Source organism: Actinacidiphila sp. bgisy167, assembly GCF_057707665.1.
In genome coordinates this window covers 1-18,978 of the sequence record NZ_JBYIQP010000084.1, presented here as the reverse complement: position 1 = coordinate 18,978, position 18,978 = coordinate 1, and the positions used below count along the sequence as shown (strand labels likewise).

Annotated in this window: 15 protein-coding genes and 1 tRNA gene; 8 read left to right on the top strand and 8 right to left on the bottom strand. The window is 73.5% G+C overall.

The features are described 5' to 3' along the window. Positions 1-30: 30 nt before the first annotated feature. Together AC3ET4_RS25500 and AC3ET4_RS25495 are read right to left on the bottom strand one after the other, a co-directional pair. On the bottom strand, positions 31-1,443 hold the full coding sequence (locus AC3ET4_RS25500; RefSeq protein WP_431953331.1) for an aminopeptidase P family protein: 1,413 nt from the start codon (positions 1,441-1,443) through the stop codon (positions 31-33). A gap of 152 nt (positions 1,444-1,595) precedes the next feature. Then, complete coding sequence (locus tag AC3ET4_RS25495; RefSeq protein WP_431953310.1) at positions 1,596-2,987, bottom strand: PP2C family protein-serine/threonine phosphatase; 1,392 nt, start codon at positions 2,985-2,987, stop codon at positions 1,596-1,598. Between the two features lie 588 nt (positions 2,988-3,575). On the opposite strand from AC3ET4_RS25495, the gene AC3ET4_RS25490 reads away from it, so the two are divergent. Next, on the top strand, positions 3,576-4,229 hold the full coding sequence (locus tag AC3ET4_RS25490) for a bifunctional DNA primase/polymerase (protein WP_431953308.1): 654 nt from the start codon (positions 3,576-3,578) through the stop codon (positions 4,227-4,229). A 195-nt stretch (positions 4,230-4,424) separates the two neighbouring features. Next, positions 4,425-4,976 (top strand): hypothetical protein, encoded by a 552-nt coding sequence (locus AC3ET4_RS25485; protein ID WP_431953306.1) that lies wholly within the window; start codon positions 4,425-4,427, stop codon positions 4,974-4,976. Positions 4,977-5,333: 357 nt separating this feature from the next. Here the strand turns inward: AC3ET4_RS25485 and AC3ET4_RS25480 are convergent, their stop codons facing one another. The 3 genes from AC3ET4_RS25480 to AC3ET4_RS25470 form a co-directional block, all read right to left on the bottom strand. Next, entirely contained in the window at positions 5,334-6,305 is a 972-nt protein-coding gene (locus tag AC3ET4_RS25480) for a DUF5926 family protein (RefSeq protein WP_431953304.1), read from the bottom strand. Between the two features lie 107 nt (positions 6,306-6,412). After that, complete coding sequence (locus AC3ET4_RS25475) at positions 6,413-7,021, bottom strand: ATP-binding protein (protein ID WP_431953302.1); 609 nt, start codon at positions 7,019-7,021, stop codon at positions 6,413-6,415. A 71-nt stretch (positions 7,022-7,092) separates the two neighbouring features. Continuing rightward, positions 7,093-7,968: a glycerophosphodiester phosphodiesterase gene (locus AC3ET4_RS25470; protein WP_431953300.1), complete on the bottom strand. Its 876-nt coding sequence runs from the start codon at positions 7,966-7,968 to the stop codon at positions 7,093-7,095. Between the two features lie 154 nt (positions 7,969-8,122). Here AC3ET4_RS25470 and AC3ET4_RS25465 point away from each other — a divergent pair, with 154 nt between their 5' ends. Together AC3ET4_RS25465 and AC3ET4_RS25460 are read left to right on the top strand one after the other, a co-directional pair. Beyond that, a complete protein-coding gene (locus tag AC3ET4_RS25465; RefSeq protein ID WP_431953298.1) occupies positions 8,123-9,703 on the top strand; it encodes a S1C family serine protease in 1,581 nt (526 codons plus the stop codon). Between the two features lie 58 nt (positions 9,704-9,761). Further along, positions 9,762-9,848, top strand: a tRNA-Ser gene (locus tag AC3ET4_RS25460). A gap of 196 nt (positions 9,849-10,044) precedes the next feature. Here AC3ET4_RS25460 and AC3ET4_RS25455 read toward each other — a convergent pair. Together AC3ET4_RS25455 and AC3ET4_RS25450 are read right to left on the bottom strand one after the other, a co-directional pair. Continuing rightward, positions 10,045-10,608 carry a GNAT family N-acetyltransferase gene (locus AC3ET4_RS25455; protein WP_431953296.1) on the bottom strand — a complete coding sequence of 188 codons (564 nt, stop codon included), beginning with the start codon at positions 10,606-10,608 and terminating at the stop codon, positions 10,045-10,047. Between the two features lie 215 nt (positions 10,609-10,823). Then, positions 10,824-12,401 (bottom strand): FG-GAP repeat domain-containing protein, encoded by a 1,578-nt coding sequence (locus tag AC3ET4_RS25450; RefSeq protein ID WP_431953294.1) that lies wholly within the window; start codon positions 12,399-12,401, stop codon positions 10,824-10,826. Positions 12,402-12,792: 391 nt separating this feature from the next. Between AC3ET4_RS25450 and AC3ET4_RS25445 the strand changes: the two genes are divergently transcribed. Next, a complete protein-coding gene (locus AC3ET4_RS25445) occupies positions 12,793-14,160 on the top strand; it encodes an FtsK/SpoIIIE domain-containing protein (protein ID WP_431953292.1) in 1,368 nt (455 codons plus the stop codon). A 72-nt stretch (positions 14,161-14,232) separates the two neighbouring features. Continuing rightward, positions 14,233-15,195: a prolyl aminopeptidase gene (pip, locus tag AC3ET4_RS25440; RefSeq protein WP_431953290.1), complete on the top strand. Its 963-nt coding sequence runs from the start codon at positions 14,233-14,235 to the stop codon at positions 15,193-15,195. 46 nt (positions 15,196-15,241) lie between these two features. On the opposite strand, the gene AC3ET4_RS25435 is transcribed toward pip, so the two are convergent. Further along, the gene (locus AC3ET4_RS25435) at positions 15,242-16,732 is read right to left on the bottom strand and encodes a multicopper oxidase family protein (protein ID WP_431953288.1); all 1,491 of its coding nucleotides are present in this window, start codon (positions 16,730-16,732) and stop codon (positions 15,242-15,244) included. A 380-nt stretch (positions 16,733-17,112) separates the two neighbouring features. Between AC3ET4_RS25435 and AC3ET4_RS25430 the strand changes: the two genes are divergently transcribed. Next, complete coding sequence (locus AC3ET4_RS25430) at positions 17,113-17,418, top strand: hypothetical protein (RefSeq protein ID WP_431953286.1); 306 nt, start codon at positions 17,113-17,115, stop codon at positions 17,416-17,418. A 409-nt stretch (positions 17,419-17,827) separates the two neighbouring features. Then, the gene (locus tag AC3ET4_RS25425; RefSeq protein ID WP_431953284.1) at positions 17,828-18,844 is read left to right on the top strand and encodes a DUF1906 domain-containing protein; all 1,017 of its coding nucleotides are present in this window, start codon (positions 17,828-17,830) and stop codon (positions 18,842-18,844) included. The last annotated feature ends 134 nt before the right edge of the window (positions 18,845-18,978 follow it).

The following is an 18,978-nucleotide window of genomic DNA, read 5'->3' as shown; positions in this document are numbered from 1 at the left end:
GCCCCGGCCCTCGTGTGCGCATCGGTGGCGTCAGCCCTTGAGGGCGGCCATCCAGCTCTCGACCTCGTCGGAGCGGCGCGGCAGGCCGGCGCTGAGGTTCCGGTTGCCGTCCTCGGTGACGAGGATGTCGTCCTCGATGCGGACGCCGATGCCCCGGTACTCCTCCGGGACCGTCAGGTCGTCGGCCTGGAAGTACAGGCCCGGCTCGACGGTGAGGACCATGCCCGGCTCCAGGGCGCCGTTGACATAGGTCTCGGTGCGGGCGGCGGCGCAGTCGTGGACGTCCAGGCCCAGCATGTGACCGGTGCCGTGCAGGGTCCAGCGGCGCTGGAGGCTCAGCTCGATGACGCGCTCGACCGGGCCCTCCAGCAGGCCCCATTCGACGAGCTTCTCGGCGAGCACGCGCTGGGCGGCGTCGTGGAAGTCGCGGTAGGCCGCGCCGGGGCGGACGGCGGCGATGCCGGCCTCCTGGGCCTCGTACACCGCGTCGTAGACCTTGCGCTGGATGTCGCTGTACGTGCCGTTGATCGGCAGCGTGCGGGTGACGTCGGCGGTGTAGAGGCTGTGGGTCTCCACGCCGGCGTCGAGCAGCAGCAGGTCGCCGGAGCGGACCGGGCCGTCGTTGCGTACCCAGTGCAGGGTGCAGGCGTGAGGTCCGGCCGCGCAGATCGAGCCGTAGCCGACGTCGTTGCCCTCGACGCGGGCGCGCAGGAAGAACGTGCCCTCGATGTAGCGCTCGGAGGTCGCCTCGGCCTTGTCCAGGACCTGGACGACGTCCTCGAAGCCCCGGGCGGTGGAGTCGCAGGCCTTCTGCAGCTCGCCGATCTCCCACTCGTCCTTGACCAGCCGCAGCTCGGACAGGAACTCCTTCAGTTCGGCGTCGCGCTCGGCGGTGACCTTGTCGGTCAGCGCGGCCTCGATGCCGGCGTCGTAGCCGCGGACGACCCGGACCGGGCCGGTGGCCTCGCGCAGCACGTCGGCGGCCTTGCGGACGTCGGCGCACGGCAGGCCCAGCAGGGCCTCTGCCTCGGCCAGGCTGTGGCGGCGCCCGGTCCACAGCTCGCCCTGGCCGTGCAGCCAGAACTCGCCGTTCTCCCGGGAGGAGCGGGGGAGCAGGTAGGCGGTGGCGTCGTGTGATCCGTCGCCGTTGGGCTCCAGGACCAGGACGGCGTCCTGTGTCTGGTCGCCGGTGAGGTGCACGTACTCGGTGGCGGCACGGAAGGGGTACTCCGTGTCGTTGGCGCGGGTGCGCAGGTTGCCGGCCGGGATCACCAGCCGCTCGCCGGGGAAGCGCGCCGACAGCGCCGCGCGCCGCTTGGCGGCGTAGGGGGCCTGCTCGACCGGCTGCAGGTCGCGCAGCTCGGTGTCGGCCCATCCCGACTTCATCACGTCGGCGAGCTCGTCGGAGACGGCCGGGTAGAGGCCGTTCTTCCGCTGCTTGATGGGCTTGTCGCCTCCCGGGGTCTGGTCCCCGGTCTGACGGCTGGGTGTTGCCCCCGGGTCGCGGTCCTCGGCCACGTCGTGCCTCCCTCGAAGTAGACGAACCCCATCGTAAGCGGGTGCGAGGGCCGACCGGCCGCGGGCCCGGGCGGCGCTCAGTCGAAGCGGGCGGCGAGCAGGACGACGTCCTCGGTCGGGTGCGGTTCCCTGCGGTCGTCGGGCCGCAGGGCGTGCAGGACGTGCTCCACCAGCTGCGCCGGGTCGTCCCGGACGGGAGCCGGGGCGGACGCCGCGGCGGCGTGCAGGCGGGCGAAGGCCCGGTCGACGGGATCGCCGGTGCGGTGCAGCAGGCCGTCGGTGTAGAGCAGCAGGGTCTCCCCGGGCAGCGCCCGCAGCTCGACGCTGGGCGCCTCCCAGCAGCTGAGCATGCCCAGCGGCGCGGACAGCGAGGTCTCCACGTACTCGACCCGGCGCTCGCCGACGACCAGTGGGGGGCAGTGCCCCGCCCCGGCGACCGCGATCTTCCGGGAGGCCGGCTCGGCGTAGGCGAACAGCGCCGTCGCCGACCGGGCGGGTTCGGTCAGCCGCAGCAGCAGCTCCAGGTCGGACAGGACCGCGACCGGGTCCTCGCCCTCCATCACCGCGTACGCCCGCAGCGAGGTCCGCAGCCGTCCCATCGCGGCGACCGCGCTCGTGCCCCCGCCGCTCACCCCGCCGACGGACAGCCCCAGCGCCCCCTCGGGCAGCGGGAGGGCGTCGTACCAGTCGCCCCCGCCCCCGGCGGCCGGCAGGTGCCGTACGGCCAGCCGGACCCCGGGGACCCGCGGCAGCCGGGCCGGCAGCAGCTCGTCGCGGAGCGCGGCGACGGTGGTGCGGCCGCGGTCCAGTTCCAGCAGCAGGGCGAGGTGCTCGGCGGCGTGGCGGCAGTACAGGCCGGCCAGGTGGCGCTGGCGCTCGGCGGGTTCGGCCGGGCCGTCGTAGAACCAGAGGGCGGAACCCAGCCGGCCGGCTGCGCCGGCGGACAGGCGGAGGGCGTAGCTGGCGCCGAAGCCGAGCCTGAGGGAGACCTCGCGGTGGCGCGGGCCGATCCCGGGCTCGCGGCACAGGTCGGTGTGGATCTCCTCCGCCGGCGCCTCCTCGGGCGCCGCGGGCAGGGGGACGGTCTCCAGCACGCCGAGCTCGGCCGGACCGAGGCCGAGCCCGACGACGGTGGCCGGGCCCAGCCCGTCGCCGGGCGCAAGGGCGGCCACACCGCGCCGCGCGCCGACCAAGGCGCCGCCGGCGCACAGCACTTCGCGCAGCGCGTCCTTCAGGGTCGCGGTCCCGGCCAGCCGCTCGGTGAGCTCGTGCAGGGCCGTCAGATCGGAGATCCAGGAGGTCAGCTGGTCCTGGTCGGCGGTGAGTCGGACGCCCGGGACGGGCGTTCCGGGATGCGCTCCCGGTTCACCCGGAGGGGAGAGCCGGCCGAGGAGGGGGGAGGAAGTGTGCGCCGGTGCCGGAACGGGTGAGTCGATTCCGGCCACTTTCGGGAGGTGCGCGGCGCTCATGGCCGCCGGCTTCCGCGGCCGTCGCCGTGCCGCGGCGACGGCTCCGCAGAGCAGCGCATATCAGGCAATAGCATCGCAAACCCCCAAGCTCATGCTGCGCCGCTGTCAAGGGATTCCCTTCTACCGCCTACCGGTGGGTGTGTCCAGGATCGCCCAGGTAGCGGGGCTGGTGTCGGCGCGGTCGAGGCGGCGCGGGACTATGGCCGAAAAAAGGCACCCCGTGCGAGAATTGGTAGTCGACTGAGGGGGTTCGACAGCGCGTCATACCCGTCGCAGTGGGTACGTACGGGATGGGAGTCGGCGGCCTCAGGAACCCGGCGCCCCTGTCAGGGCGTCATGAACGGAAGACGGCCCACCCACCCCCCACGGCGGGGTCGTTGCACGGTCGGCGGGACCGCACACAGCAGCACGCAAGCACACGCAGCAGTTCCCAGCACTCCGCAGGACGCACAAGCGCCAGTGTGCGCCACCTCCCGCCATGTTCCACGCTCGGCTCGAGACGTGATGCGCTGCCTCGTGAACGGTGTGTTCCAGACGACGTTGTGTCATGGGTGATTCCCGAGCACCAGCGGAAAGGAACGAGCGCAGATGCGCGAGATCCTCGGAAAGCGACGCAAGAGCAGTCCCGAGCTGCTGCGTGCAGCGCTCACCTGCGCCGAACGGTGGCACTGGCCCGTGGTCCCCGGAGCCGGTACGGACGCGCGCGGCGGATGCGCCTGCGCGCGGCCCGACTGCCCGGTGCCCGGCGCGCATCCGCACGATCCGGGCCTCCTCGCGGCGACCCGCGATCCGCGCATGGTCCGCTGGTGGTGGACGCGGCGGCCGGACCAGCCCCTGCTGCTCGCCACGGGCGGGCGCGTCTCGGCGGTGAGCCTGCCCGCTGTCGCGGGGGCGCGGGCGCTGGGCGTCTTCGACAAGCTGGGGGTGCGCACCGGCCCGGTCGTGGCCACCGCCACGCGCCTCGCGCTCCTGGTGGAGCCTTACTCCCTCGAGGAACTGGGGGAGTTGCTCGACCGCCACGAATGGGTGCCGACCTCGCTGCGGTACCACGGCCAGGGCGGCTTTCTCGTCCTGCCGCCCTCGCCGGGCGGCACCGGCGGCGCCGCGCCGGCGCGCTGGGTCCGGCGGCCGGTGGCGGACCCGGGGGGCGGAGCGCCGTGGCTGCCCAGCGTGCGGGTGATCGTCGACACCCTGGTGCAGGCGGGGCGTACGGCGCCGGACGGCAGCAGGCTCTCGTACTGACCGGGGGCCGTGCCCGAGGGTCCGCCGCGGGTTCGCTGCGGGCCCGCGGCAGGGTCCGGGGCAAGGTCCGGGGCAGGTCTGTGACGGCTGGCGTCCCCACCGGCCGTCACTCGTTCGGGTAGGAGCGGGGGCCGCTGACCGGCGAACGGGCAACGAGCCCCCCATCATGTCCGTTTCTCCCGCTATGTTCTGCGCATGATGCGTGCGCCGAACCTGCGGATGGCCGCCCTCGCCACGGTCGTGGCGGTCGCCGCCGTGCTGCCCCTGACCGGCGCCATCGCCGGACCCGCCGCCGGTCCCAAGCTGCCCGCCGTGTCCGAGGACGTGATGGCGGCGGTCACCGACGACAAGTCCTCCTTCGACGGGGCCGGCGCGTCCAGCGTCTTCGACAGCCTGCCGAAGCTGACGTCCCCCGCACGGCAGACCGCGTCCTGCGGTCCCCAACTCACCTCTCCCGAGGGCCTGCAGGCGCAGACCTGCACCATCGGAGAGGACGGCGACACCTGGGCGCGCACGTACTACAGCAACACCACGGGGCGGCCCCTGGACGGCGTTCTGACCCTCATGCGGCCCGACGGCCGGACGGTGCAGGCGGCCTGCGCCGTCACCGCGGACGAGGTGAGCGGTAGCTGCGAGACGCCGCGCGAGCCGACGGTGGCCGGGGCGACGGAGCCGTACACGGCGGTGGCGGAGATCGCCGAGCGGGGAGGCGAACGCCCGCTGCTGCGCAGCGGATCCGCGCACTGACCCGGACATGGAAACGTCCGGTCGCTGGCGACGGGGGATGCACCAGCAACCGGACTGTTTAAACGGTAACAAGACTTCGCCCGTACGCAAATCCGGGGTACGGCTCCCGGGCCGCTTCCCGCCCGGACCGGCGGCGGTTGTGACCAGGATCACCCAGGGCGCCCATGAGCGCGGCCGCCGGCGCGGGAGGGCGGTTCAGAGGCCGCGCGGATAGGCGGGCCGGCGTCGCGGGTCGACGGCTCTCGCCCGGCGGCGGTGTCGTCGGTCGCCGCAGCTCCGCTGCGTCTCCCTTCTCCGCCTTGCCAAACTCGGCCCTCGACCCGCTCCTTTCTCCACCCCGCCTGTCCGCGCGACCTCTCAGCTCAGCGTGATCTGCCGGTTGGTGAAGCCGCTGCGCGCCCGCCGCTCCTCCGCCGTCAACGGGGTCGTCCGCTCCAGCGCCTCGGCCAGCCGCTCGGCGAAGGCCGCCGCCGGCTTCTCGACCTCGTCCGCCGTCACGCCCGACGGCAGGTCCCACACCGGGACGACCAGCCCGTGCGCCCGGAACGAGCCCACCAGCCGCGTGTTGTCGCCCAGCGACGAGGCGCCGGCCGCGTGCAGCCGCGCCAGCGCGTCCAGCAACTGCTCCTCGGGGTGCGGCATCACCCAGCGCAGGTGGTTCTTCTCCGGGGTCTCGCACCAGTACGCCGCCTCCACACCGGTCAGCCGCACGGTCGGGATCACGGCCGCGTTCGCCCGCTCCAGGGACGCGGCGACCTCACCCGTGACGGACTCCGCGTTCTCCAGCCAGAACTCGAAGCCGGTGTGCACCACCGGGCCGAACGGGGCGTCCAGGTCGAGCAGATCCTGCAGCCGCGGACCGTCGGCCGCCGGGCGCTGCCCGCCCACCGGGTTGCCCTGCTCCGCGTTCAGCGCGCGGAGCAGGGTGTCGGCCAGGTCACGGCTGATGTCCCCGGAAGCGGTGTCGTTCTGCAGGCCCAGCAGCACCGCGCCGGTGTCCCGGCGCAGCCCCGGCCAGGCCATCGGGAGCACGGTCGCCAGCGTGACGGAGGGCACACCGTCCGGCAGCGGGTCCTTGAGCGTCAACTCGGCCGTGGCGGCGGGCACCAGCTCGCGCAGGGCCACCCAGTCGCACTCGCCCGGCAGGCCCTCGAACGGCCGCCGCACCAGCTCCGTCACCGCGTGCGCCGCCTCGCGGCCGTGGCACGCCTTGTACCGCCGTCCCGAGCCGCACGGGCAGGGTTCCCTGGCCCCGACGGCGGGGATCTCCCCGTCGGCGATCTGCGGGCTTGCGGGGGCCTTCGTCTTCGTCGGACGCTTCTTCGCCATGGCTCGATCTCTCCCGTAACGGCGGTGTTCCGGCCGTGAGCCTAGCGCCACGCCGGACGCCCTCAGCGGAGGTCGTGCCCGGGGAGGCCGGGCAACCGCCCCGGGAGCTACCCGAGGTCGTCGAAGGCGTCCGCGAAGTCGAGCGGGATGTCGAGCTGGGGCGCGAGGCCGTCGCGCCGGGCGCGCCGGCTGCGCGCCGCGAGCATCGCCCACACCGTGACCTCGCCGGGGGCGTCACGCACACCCCAGCGCAGCGACAGATTCCGTACGATGCCGAGCCCGCGGCCGCCGCGGGCGGTCAGCGAGGGACTGGACGGGAGCGGGCGGGTGGGCCCGCCGCCGTCGGTGACCTCCACCGTCAGCAGACCGTCCTCGTCGAGCCGCCAGGCGGCCCTGATGCCGCTGCCGCCCGGGGACGGCGCGTCCTCGCCCAGCGGCCGGGCGTGCCGGCAGGAGTTGCTGAGCAGCTCCGACAGGATGAGCACCGCGTCGTCGACGACCGGCTCCGCGACCGCGTTCGCGAACAGTTCCTTGCGCAGCCTGCGCCGCGCCTCGGCCACGCCCGCCGGACCATGAGGCAGGGCCATGGTCGAGGACGTCGGCACCTCCTGGGCCACCACCAACGCCACCCCCGAGACCTCCTTCACCCCACGCCACGGGATGGATGCCCTCTCGTTCTGCGCCGGAAACCGGCCAACTGCGGTCTCTTGGGGCACACACAACGATCGAACAGGTTCCGAACGCGCCGGTGCACAACGCCCGTGGCGTTCGGCGGCTCGAACGCCCCTCAGCCGCGCCCGAGTTGGGCCAGCACCTGCCGCGGGCGATTGGTGATGACGGCGTCGACGCCCAGCCGCACGCAGAGTTCGACGTCCTCGGGCTCGTTCACCGTCCACACGTGGACCCGGTGCCCCGCCTCGTGCAGCCGCTCCACGTACCCCGGGTTGGCGCGCAGGATGCGCAGGGCGGGGCCGGCGATCCGCACCCCGGACGGCAACCGGCCGTCACGGTGGCGGGGCAGCACGTACTGCATCAGGAAGACCGTCGGCAGGTCGCGCGAGGCCATCCGGATCCGGCGCAGCGACCGCGACGAGAAGCTCATGACGCGCACCCGGGACGGCTCTCCCGGCTCCGGCCACAGCATCCCGAACCGGTCCAGCAACTCCACCAGCCGCTCCTCGACCTGGCCCGCCCAGCGCGTGGGGTGCTTGGTCTCGATCGCCAGCTCCACGTGGCGGCCGGTGTCCGCGACCAGCTCCAGCAGCCGCTCCAGGGTCAGGACGCGGCTGAACTCGTCCGGGTCGCCGCCGAAGCGGTCGGGCGCCTCGGCGTCCGCGTCGAGGAGGGACCGCATCTCCGCGGACGGGCGCCGCATCGTCCCCGCGGCCCGCCCGCCGCCGGCCTCCGCCTTCCAGCTGCCGAAGTCGAGGGTCCTGAGGTCGGCCAGCTCCAGTGCGGAGACCGCCCCCCGGCCGTTGGAGGTCCGGTTCACCCGGCGGTCGTGCACGCAGACCAGCGTGCCGTCGGCGGTGAGGCGTACGTCGCACTCCAGGGCGTCCGCGCCGTCCTCGATGGCCTTCCGGTAGGCGGCCAGCGTGTGCTCCGGGGCGTCCTCGGAGGCTCCCCGGTGGGCCACGACCTGGATCGCGGGAAGATCGGTCACCGGGCTATCGTGCCATCCGGCGGGCCGGGACCGGCCGCTGTTTACGGCGGTCTGACACCCGGTGGGAAAAGCTGTGTCCACCACGACGGTCGTCGTACGCACCGTAGCCGCAGTCGTACGCACGGCACACCACGCATATCCGAGGAGAACAGCCGTGAGCACCGAGAACGAGGTCGGCCCGGTCCCGGCGGCGCTGCCGACGCAGCCGCCCGCTGACACGGGGTCCACCGCTCCCGCTGCGCCTCCCGCGCCCTCCGCCGCCCCGCCCGCCGCTCCCCCGGCCCAGGCGCAGGCCCCGTCACCGGGCCCGGCCGCCCCCGCGGCCGCGGAGGCTCCCGCGGGCCCCGGCGCACCGGCGCCTGCCGCGCCGGCATCCGCACCGGCCGCGCCCGCCGAGGCCGTGCCGCCTTCGGCAGGTCACCCCGCCGAGTCCCCCGCCGAGTCCCCCGCTTACCCGGCCGCCCCCGCGGCGCCGCCCGCCGAGGTACACACGACGCCGCTGCCGCCGGTCGCGCCGCCGCCCACTCAGCCGTACGGCGGCCCCGCCGGGCCGTCCGGCCCCATGGGCCCCTCCGGTCCCGCGGGTCCCGTGTGGGGCACGCCCGTGCCGGCCGCCCCCGCGCCCAAGAAGCGCGGCAACGGCGTCCTGGTCGCGGCCGTCCTGGCCGCCGCGCTCGTCGCGGGCGGCGTCGGCGGCGGGGTCGGCTTCTGGGCGGCCGACCGCAACGACGGCTCCTCCTCGACCACCGTCTCCGCGGTGGGCAACCCCAAGGACCTCAGCCGCGCCGCCGACTCCGTCGCGGGCATCGCCAGGCAGGCCCTCCCCAGCGTCGTCACGATCGAGGCCACCGGCCGCCAGGAGAGCGGCACCGGCACCGGCTTCGTCTACGACAAGGAAGGCCACATCCTCACCAACAACCACGTCGTCGCACCCGCCGCCGACGGCGGCAGCCTCACCGCCACGTTCTCCGACGGCAAGAAGTACGAGGCCGAGGTCGTCGGCCGCGCCCAGGGCTACGACGTCGCCGTCATCAAGCTCAAGGGCGTCAACCCCGACAAGCTCACCCCGCTCGCCCTCGGCGACTCCGACAAGGTGGCCGTCGGCGACTCCACCATCGCCATCGGAGCCCCCTTCGGGCTCTCCGGCACCGTCACCACCGGCATCGTCAGCGCCCTGCACCGTCCCATCGCCTCCAGCGACGGCCAGGGTTCCAACGCCTCCTACATGAGCGCCATACAGACCGACGCCTCGATCAACCCCGGCAACTCCGGCGGCCCCCTGCTCAACTCCGAGGGCGCGGTGATCGGCATCAACTCCGCCATCCAGTCGACGGGCGGCAACGACGGCGCCACCCAGGCCGGCAGTGTGGGACTGGGCTTCGCCATCCCCATCGACCAGGCCCGCCGCGTCGCCGAGACGCTGATCAAGACCGGCGAGCCCGTCTACGCCGTCATCGGCGTCCAGGTCGACTCCAGCTTCAGCGGCGAGGGCGCCAAGATCGCCACCGGCCCGGACGCCGTCACCCAGGGCGGCCCCGCCGACCAGGCGGGCCTGCGCTCCGGCGACGTCATCACCAAATTCGACGACACCGTCGTCGACTCCAGCCCGACCCTCATCGGCGAGATCTGGCAGCACCAGCCCGGCGAGAAGGTCAGCCTCACGTACACCCGTGGCGGACAGACCCACACCGCCACCATCACCCTCGGCGAACGCAGGGGCGACAGCACCAGCTGAGCCGACCCGTTAGGCTGTCCCCGCGCCGCCCGGCCACCGGACCGGACCCGCGGCGCGGGGAGAGTTGCCCGAGCGGCCTAAGGGAACGGTCTTGAAAACCGTCGTGGCAGCGATGTCACCGTGGGTTCAAATCCCACACTCTCCGCAGTAGGCCTGCGAAGGCGCTGGACAGAAGGGGTGCCCCAAGACACGGGGGCACCCCTTCTTCGTGCGCGGTGGCGTGCGGCCCCCGCGGTTATCCCGCGTTGCGATCGGGCACGGATGGGGCACGCTCGGGTCGCTCGCACAACCCGAGGCCTTCCCGCCCGGTCTGGGGCGGTTCAGCGAGCCACGGCTTCGCCTCAACTGCTCGGGAGATCCTGGGGAGTGAGCGAGAAGAGGACGAGGTCGGTCCGGCCGGTGTGCGTGAAGCCGGCGTTGCGCATGACCCCTTCGCGGTGCAGACCGGCGCGCGTTGCCACTTTTTGAGAGGCGATGTTCCCGGTCGCGGCCTTGAGCTCCATGCGTGCGAAGCCCTGGTCGCCCAGCAGCCAGCGCCCGAGGGCGCGAGTCGCCGCGGTCGCGACCCCGGATCCCCTGGCCCAGGGCGCTGTCCAGTAGCCCACCTCGCTGACCAGTGCGCGCCAATCCGTCTGCTTCAGGCCGACTGTGCCGAGGAGACGCGGATTCCGCGCTCCAATGACCGCGAAGTGGATGCCGTCACCGGACTCCCGCAGAGCGTGGGCGACATGCGTGCACCAGGAAGTGGCGTCGTCGAGCGTGTACGGGTTCGGCAAAGGAAGCCAGCGCTGGGTCAGTTCGTCCGCACAGGCCGCCTGGGTGGCTTCGACGTCCTCGTGGGTGAACGGACGGAGCAGGAGCTCGCCCGCGCGAAGGGACACAGGGGGGAAGGTGCGATCAGTCATCCGGCGCAACGTACCGCGTCGGCGGGCGGGCAGTGCCGCTTCCTGCGCGAAGGTCCTGCGTGGCGCACAGTCGCGCGCGACCCGGCACAGTGTGCGGGGCACATCCTGCGTCATCGGCCGTCGAGGCTGGCAGCCCGCTGCGTGCTGCGCAGGCTGTGGAAGGCGGGCGACCCTCCGCCCGATATGGGCGGAGGGTCGCGCGGCGCGTGAGCGCGTCAGTTGATCTGGGAGAAGACCTGGTAGCCGGTGGAGGCGTACCAGCGGGGACTGGCAAGCGTGCCCTGGACGGCGTTGAGAACGGCGGCGCCGCCGGCCGGGGTGGTGCCGAAGAGGTCCTGGCGGCCGTCGTGGTCGATGTCGCCGGAGGCGACGATGCGCTTGTATCCGGAGTATCCCGTACCCATCTTCACGCGGCCGGCGTAGCTGCCCTTGCCGTTGCCCTTGAAGAGCCAGAGGACACCGGCGTTGTCGCGGGCGACGAAGTCGGCGAGCCCGTCGCCGGACAGGTCGCCGCGGCCGGTGATCAGGTTGTAGCCCTTGAGGCCGACGCCGATGTGGACGCGGGGCCGGAGGCCGCCCGTGCCCGTGCCGCGGTAGAGCCACAGGTCGCCTGCACCGTCCCGGGCGAGGAGGTCCGGAAGGCCGTCACCGGAGAAGTCGGGGGTGACGAACATGGCGTTGTAGCCGCCGAAGCCGTTGGCCAACCAGGAGTGCGGCCGACTGTCGAGCTCCTCGAACGACGGGCCGGAGTAGCGGTAGAGGGCGCCGCCGGGCGTACGGGCGAGCAGGTCGGGCTGGCCGTCGCCGGTGATGTCGCCCGCCTGGGTGAGCCAGTTGTACTGCACGTGGAAGAACGTCGTGGCCGCGTGGTTCTTGGCGCACCCGGTGAGGTGGTTGCCGGTATCGATGCTGCAGAAGGAGACCAGGCCGCCGCCCGTCATCGGCTGCACGGTGGTCACGGAGCCCATGCTCCACTGGTTCGCGTAGCTGTCGTGTCCCCAGGCTACGGTCGTCGCGCGGTACGCCGTTACGTTGGTGTAGAGGCGCACTCCGCTCGCGTCCACACACCCGTTGGACGAGGTCGCCGAGATGGCGATCAGTTTGCCTGCCGACATCAGTGCACCGCCCGCGTCACCGAGGCACTGTTCCGCGCGGTTCGGCGTGGGCGTGTTCTTGGCGGGCAGGGTGCAGAGCGAACCGGCCGGGGGCGTCCGGCCCAGCAGCTTGGTGCAGGTGGCGGTCGACAGGATCGCCACCTGCTCGGTGTGCGCCTTGCGCTGTGCCGTCTCCTTGTCGGGCGCGGCCCATGAGTAGAACGTTGCAGTGGCGCCCGGCGAGTAGAGCGCGGCGTCGGCGGTGGTCGCCAGCACAGGACGGCCGCTGCCCGTCGTGTAGCTCACCGGGGGATTGCTCGCGACCGTCACGGCGAGGGCGGCCTGCCGCGTCGTGGCGTTGTACCGCGGGTGGGCCTGGTAGGCCAGGCTGTCCGTGCCCCAGTCCTGGGTGCCTCCGTGGTAGAAGGTCGGCCAGTCGTTCGCGGAACGGCCTGTGAAGCAGTCCGGTGTCGTCACCTCGCGGATCTTCGACAGCTCGATCGCCGAGCACGCCCGGGAGGCACCCGTCGCATGGTTCTCGGTCTGGAAACCCACCAGCCACGAAGGGAAGGACGGCTGTGCGGCGGCCGACTGGACCCCGACTCCCCCCGTGATCCCCGCGGCCAGCAGCACGACCGCGGAGGCGGCCACCACTCCCGAACGCCGGCACCAGGCCAGCGCCCGCACACGTATCCCCACGTCATGCCCTCCCCTGTGCGGCCGGACGCTGTGCCGGCCTGAAACCTGGACCGCTGCCTGAAGACCGCGGCCGAGGCGAATCTCTTATCACAGCAACATGAAGCACTGGTTCTGCCGATCCCCGACATCTCCCGCCCGAGCGCCCGGCGACGTGAAGCCCTGCGGGCGGGGAACGTGTCACGGAAGCCGGACTGACTCACTGCCACCGCAGGCCGTCCGCGGGAACGAGCGCGGCTCCACGGGAACCCCGGTGTCGGTGACCGGGGGGCGGGGGTGGGGCTGGGAGAATGCGCGTAACGGTCAAACCGGGCATGGGGTCTGCTCGCGCGACGCCGCGGGCGGGCACTGCGCCGGTGCCGGCCGCCGTCCCGAACGGCAAGGGCTGATCACCATGACGGGTGCCGCGCTCCTGGGTCTGCTGCTGGCCACGGCCGGCGGTCTGGCCTATGCCCGTGAACGGTTCCCGGTCGTGTTCTGGCTGCTGTTCGGGCTCCCGCTGACCTGGGTGCGGTTCCTGTCGAGTTACGGCTCCACCATGGCGGCCTGCGGACTGGTCGCACCGCCCTCGCGGGCCCGGGTGCTGGCGGGGTGGGTGGTGGGGCGGCGCGGGGCGCGGCCGGTGCCGCCGCGGATCCGCCGGGTGGGCGGCTCGCTGACCGGGCTGCGGGTGCGGCTGAGGCTGCCCGGCGGGCTCGAGCCGGCTGACGTGACCGCCGCGGCCAATCGTCTGCGCCACGCGTGGGGTGTGCACGCGGTGCATGTGGCCGAGCTCGGCCCCGGGGTGGTGGAGCTGCGCATGACCGGTTACGACGTGCTCCGCGACGTGCGGATGCCCCGCCGCCTGCCGTCCGGGCCGATGGTGGTGCCGGTGGCGCTGCGGGACGACGGGACCGCCTTTGTACGCGACTACCGGGAGATCCCGCACGCCCTCACCCTTGGCGCGAACCAGTCGGGCAAGTCGACGTACCAGCGCAACCTGATCATGAACCTGGCCCGGTTGCCGGTGGCCCTGGTGGGGATCGACTGCAAGGGCGGGGTGGAGCAGATCCCGTACGCGCCCAGGCTGTCGGCCCTGGCGACCGACCGGCAGCAGGCGGCGGAGCTGCTGGACGCGCTGGTCGGTGAGATGGAGCACCGGTTCGCGCTGCTCCGGGAGTACCAGCGCTCGACGCCGGCCAGCCCGGAGGAGGAGGTGGCCTCCGACATCTGGGGGCTGCCCGCGTATGTGCGGCCGGTGCCCGTCGTGGTGCTCGTCGACGAGGTCGCCGAACTCTTCCTCTGCCAGACCAAGAAGGACGAGGAACGCCGGGACCGCATGGTGGCGAACCTGATCCGGCTGGCCCAGCGGGCCCGCGCGGTCGGCATCTACCTGGAGATCTGCGGGCAGCGGTTCGGGGTCGAGCTCGGCAAGGGCGCCGCCACGCTCCGGTCCCAGCTCTCCGGGCGCGTCGTGCACCGCGTCAACCGGCAGACCGCCGAGGTGGGCCTGGGCGACATCTCGAGCGAGGCGACGGCGGCCGCGACCGCCATCGCCCGGGACCGGGTGGGCGTCGCCGTGGCGGGTGACGCCTCCGGCGGCTGGTCCCACATCCGCACACCGTTGGTGTCGATCGCCGAGACCGCGGCCGTCTGCCGGGCCCATGCCCACCTCGTGCCCGAGCTGCCGGCTCTGGACCGCCACCGGCCCTCCCGCCGGGGCGAGGAGGACGGGCCGGCGGAGCCAGGGCCCTTCCCCCGGCCCCGCTCGGGCCCCGAGTGACGGCGGCGCCCCGGCCCGGCGGGTGACCGGCTAGCCTCACGGGGTCGTGGCCGGTGTGGAGGAGGGACCGTGATGGCAGGAACGGCATTTCCGTCGATCGAGCCGTACGCGTCGGGGCTGCTCGACGTCGGTGACGGGCAGCGCGTCTACTGGGAGACCAGCGGGAACCCCGAGGGCAAGCCGGTCCTGTGCGTGCACGGCGGCCCGGGCGCCGGGGGGAAGCGGGGGAGCAGGAAGACCTTCGATCCCGAGGTGTACCGGATCATCCTCTTCGACCAGCGCGGGTGCGGGCAGAGTCTGCCGCACGCCTCGGACCCGGCGGTGCCGCTCGAGCACAACACCACCGAGCACCTGATCGCCGACATGGAGCGGCTGCGCGAACACCTCGGTGTGGAGCGGTGGATGCTGTTCGGCGGCTCGTGGGGTTCGACGCTGATCCTGGCGTACGCGCAGCGGTACCCGGAGCGGGTCTCGGAGATCGTGATCGTCGGGGTCACCACGACCCGCCGGGAGGAGATCGACTGGCTGTACCACGGCGTGGCCCGGCTGGTGCCGGGGCCGTGGGAGGCGTTCCGGGACGGGGTGCCGCCCGGGGAGCGCGGCGGGAACCTCCCGGCCGCGTACGACCGGCTGCTGAACAGCCCGGACGCGGCGGTGCGGGGCAAGGCCGTCCGCGACTGGGCGACCTGGGAGGACGCCGTCATCGCCCATGAGACCAACGGCAGGCCGGGGGCTTACAGCGATCGGCCGGACGACGACCTGGTCGCCTTCGTGCGCATCTGCGCCCACTACTTCGCCAACGGCGCGTGGCTGGAGGAGGGGCAGCTGCTGCGGGACGCGCACCGGCTCGCCGGGATCCCGGGGGTGCTGATCCACGGTCGGCTGGACCTGGGCAGTCCGCTGACCACCGCCTGGGAGCTGGCGAAGGCGTGGCCGGACGCGGAGCTCCATGTGATCGACGACTCCGGCCACACGGGGAGCTCCGCCATGAGCGACGCGGTCCTGGCGGCGGCCCGGCGCTTCGGCACGCGCTGACCGGCCTGCCGGGGCCCCGCCGGCCGTTCCCGGGGCCCCGGCGGGCTCACTTGCCGCCGGGACGGGGCGGGACGATGTCGAGGACGGCCATCATGCCCATGTCCTCGTGGTTGAGGATGTGGCAGTGCAGGACCGTCCGGCCGGTGAAGTCCGCGAAGGGGACGCGGATGACGACGTTGCCGCGGGCAGGCACGTTGACCGTGTCGAACCAGCGGTGGTCCGGGTCGTGGGCCTTCCCGTTGGTGCTCATCAGCTGGAACTGGTTGGTGTGGACGTGGAACGAGTGCTCCTCGTCGCTGTCGTTGCGGACCGTCCACTCCTCGACGGTGCCGAGGACGGAGGTGAAGTCCACCCGGTCCGGCCGGTACGTGCGGCCGTTGACGTAGAACTCGTCGCCCGCCGCGTTCTCGGTGAACACCACCGTCTTGCGGTCCGCGATCGCGGCGTGCGCCAGATCCTCGTTGGGCGCGAAGTCCGTCGGGAGCCGTGCCGGCGCCACGGGGGCGCCGGCGGTCACGACGGTGGCGAGGTCGGTGCGGGGGAATCGGTTGCCCGCCGTGCCGGTGTCGTAGGCGAGGGTCTCCAGCACGGTGGCACCGGGCCGGCTGCCGGCCCGCACCAGGACGTCGAAGCGGGCGCCCGCGGCGATGACCAGGGTGTCCGCCGCGTAGACCCGCCGGACGGGGTAGCCGTCCTGGGCGATCACGTGGAAGCGGTTGCCCTTCAGGTGCAGCCGGTAGTAGATGTTGGCGCCGATGTTGGCCAGCCGCCACAGCTGGGTCTCACCGGGCCGCAGGGAGATCACCGGGTTCTGCTGGCCGTTGACCGTGCGGTTGGTGCGCGTCCCGATCTTCAGTTTGTGGGTCCTGATCGCGTTCCCGTGGATCTGGAAGTCCTTGAGCGCGACGACGTGTTCGGTGATCCCGCGCAGTGCCGGGGGCAGGTACCGCCGCAGGCCGTCCACCACGATGACGCCCGACTCGCCGCCCGCGACCTGTGCGGCGGACATCATGTCGGCGTGCGAGTGGTACCAGTAGGTGCCGGGTGTGACGGTGCGCGGCAGCCGGTAGCTGTAGTGGTGGCTCCTGCCGTACCTGATGGCGATGAAGATGTCGTCGGCGGGACTGCGCGGGGACACGTGGAGCCCGTGCACATGGACGTTGGTGTCCTCGCGCACCCGGTTGGTCAGGGTGAGGTCGACGCGGTCGCCGGGCCGGACGCGCAGCGTCGGCGGCATGTACATCCCGTTGTAGGTCAGGGCGTACAGCCGGTGGTCGCCGACCCGCACCTTGCGGCGCTCGACGACGATGGCGGCCCTGAGGACGCCGTCGCGGCTGACCAGTTCCGGGGGGTCCTGCAGCCGCGGGGCGGGTGCCGACGGGGACGCCTGCCGCTCGCGAGGGGCGGCCGGGTCCGTCGCGTGGGGGTGCCCGGAGGGGCTCTGCCCCGCACAGCCGGCGAGCCAGGCCGTGGCCAGGAGCAGTACGGCGAGCAGCCGCGTCAGCGGGAATCGGGTACGGGACCAGGACCGGTTCACGTCTCTCCCCGTGGGTGAGTGGTGCGTCCGGGGCGCGGGCGTCCCGGCGCGGCGCGACGGGCGATGGGGTCCGTCAAGCGGGAGCGTAGGAAGCGGACGGCCACCTTCCGGTGCGCCACGCGCCGCTGAGGTGCGGCATCCGCTCGAACGGCAGGACAGCGGCCACCCACCCCGGCGGCGGGCGGTGCGCGGCCAGGCCGCGTCGGACGGGGAGTTCGGAGGTTTGTCGACAGATCGTCACGCTTGCGAGGGAAAGGGCTCTCCGCCCGGCTTGTCCGCCGTGGTGCTGGGCAACTCTGGTTGCGGCGACGTCGCAGAGCCGGCGGAGCGGTCGGCTGACCGCACCGCACACCTGGTATCCACTCCTCGGAGGGAAACACATGGCAAGCATCCGTACCGCCCGAGTCCTGGCCGCCCTGGCCGCACTGCCGCTGGCGGCGGCGCTGTTCGCCGGCACGGCGGTGGCAGACAACGGCGCTGCGGCAGGTGGCACCTCCAACGCGACCGTGGTGAGCAGCAGCGGTGGCAACGTGGGCCGAGACAACTCCGGCACGGTGACGACCACACAGCAGGCGGCGACCGGGGCGGGGGCCTCCAACCAGAACAGCACGGCCAGCGTCGTCGGTTCGGCCTTCACGACCGTCAACCAGCCCTCGCTCGCCATCGACTTCGGACCCATGTGGTGAGCCGGGCGGTCCGCCGCCGGGGCGGGCCGGAGGGCTGAGGGACGCAAGGGTCGACTGCGCGACGGCAACCTCACTGCCGTCGCGCAGTCATGTCCGGAGTCTGTCCACAGGCTGTGGACAATGCTGTCGCGTGCGGCCCCGGTCCCACCGCCCCCCGCGGCCCCCGGGCGGCGCCGGCACGTCGAGGGGCCGACCCTGCCGCCCGCAGGGCCCCTTCGTCATGCTGGCGGGCCGCGCCGCCGCCCCCACGGTGGATGTGGAGGACCGGCCACCGGGCCCGCTCGGCCGCGGGCGTCGGGCGGCGGGCCATGTGCCGGACAGCCCGTCCGCGGCCGGGCGCTGCTGCGTACGGCTGACACCGGGGCGTGGCTCCCCCGTCCGGGGGCAGCGGCCCGCGTTCACTCGACGCATGCGCGAACACAAGCCGATCATCCGATCCGGGGCGATCGTGGCGATGGCGCTGGCCTGCCTCCTGGCCGGGCCCACCGCGGCCGAGGCCGTCGTCCCGCGTCCGGCGACGCCGCCTACCGGGGACGTCTCGGCGACGGCTTCCGCGCCGACCCAAGCCCGCACCCACCGGCCGGCCCGGGCGCCCGGCGACGGCGGCGACGACGGCCCGTTCGGCTTCGCCGACACCGGCCTCCTCGACGGCCTCGACCTGCCCTACGGCCTCGGCGGCCCCGAGCGCGCCCCCGCGAGCGGCCCGGTCCGCGTCTACCGGGGCTACGGCTTCGACACCTGCCGCACACCTCCGCTGTCCACGATGCGCGCCTGGCTGCGCTCCAAGTACCGGGCCATCGGCGTCTACTACGGCGGCCGCGCCCGCGCCTGCAGCACCCAGCGCCACCTCGATCGCGACTGGGTGCGCTCGGTGCACCGGATGGGCTGGCGCATCCTGCCGATCTACGTGGGCTCGCAATCCCCCTGCGTACGCGGCAGGCACCTGCGCAACCACCGGATGAGCACCGACGACCCCTGGGGCCAGGGCGCGAGCGAGGGCTGGGACGCGGTGCGCAGGGCCGCCGCCCTCGGGTTCGAGCCGGGCAGCGCGCTCTACCTCGACATGGAGGCGTACAACGTCAGGAACTCCCGCTGCGCCGACCAGACGCTCGACTTCATCCGGGCCTGGGACCGGGAGGTCGAGGACGCCGGCTACCTGCCGGGCCTCTACAGCAGTTCGGAGTCCGGCATCCGGCACGTCGAGCGGGCCCGCCGCGCGGGCTACGACGACCTGCCGCGCGCCGTCTGGTTCGCCCGCTGGCAGGGCAAGCCCGCGGTGCGCGGCGAACCGGTCCTCGCGCGTGACGCCTGGCAGCCGCACGGCCGCGTCCACCAGTACTCGGGCAGCGTGCGCGAGAAGCACGGCGGCCGGCGGCTGGCGATCGACCGCAACCGGCTGGACGGTCCGGTGGCCGTCGTCGAATGACGCCGCGCTGAGGCGGCCGGGCGCGGCGCGGCGGGTCCGCCCGCGCACGCGGCGAGCGGCCCCGCCCCTGCGGGAGACCCGTAGGGGCGCCGGGCCCGGCCTCAGCCCTCCGGAGGTGGGGCGGGCCCCCGTCC

What these genes read in the sequence shown, in the direction of transcription:
- AC3ET4_RS25495 (WP_431953310.1), bottom strand. Translation starts at nt 2,987, where the DNA reads ATGAGCGCCGCGCACCTCCCGAAAGTGGCCGGAATCGACTCACCCGTT.
- AC3ET4_RS25490 (WP_431953308.1), top strand. Translation starts at nt 3,576, where the DNA reads ATGCGCGAGATCCTCGGAAAGCGACGCAAGAGCAGTCCCGAGCTGCTG.
- AC3ET4_RS25485 (WP_431953306.1), top strand. Translation starts at nt 4,425, where the DNA reads ATGATGCGTGCGCCGAACCTGCGGATGGCCGCCCTCGCCACGGTCGTG.
- AC3ET4_RS25480 (WP_431953304.1), bottom strand. Translation starts at nt 6,305, where the DNA reads ATGGCGAAGAAGCGTCCGACGAAGACGAAGGCCCCCGCAAGCCCGCAG.
- AC3ET4_RS25455 (WP_431953296.1), bottom strand. Translation starts at nt 10,608, where the DNA reads ATGACTGATCGCACCTTCCCCCCTGTGTCCCTTCGCGCGGGCGAGCTC.
- AC3ET4_RS25445 (WP_431953292.1), top strand. Translation starts at nt 12,793, where the DNA reads ATGACGGGTGCCGCGCTCCTGGGTCTGCTGCTGGCCACGGCCGGCGGT.
- pip (WP_431953290.1), top strand. Translation starts at nt 14,233, where the DNA reads ATGGCAGGAACGGCATTTCCGTCGATCGAGCCGTACGCGTCGGGGCTG.
- AC3ET4_RS25430 (WP_431953286.1), top strand. Translation starts at nt 17,113, where the DNA reads ATGGCAAGCATCCGTACCGCCCGAGTCCTGGCCGCCCTGGCCGCACTG.
- AC3ET4_RS25425 (WP_431953284.1), top strand. Translation starts at nt 17,828, where the DNA reads ATGCGCGAACACAAGCCGATCATCCGATCCGGGGCGATCGTGGCGATG.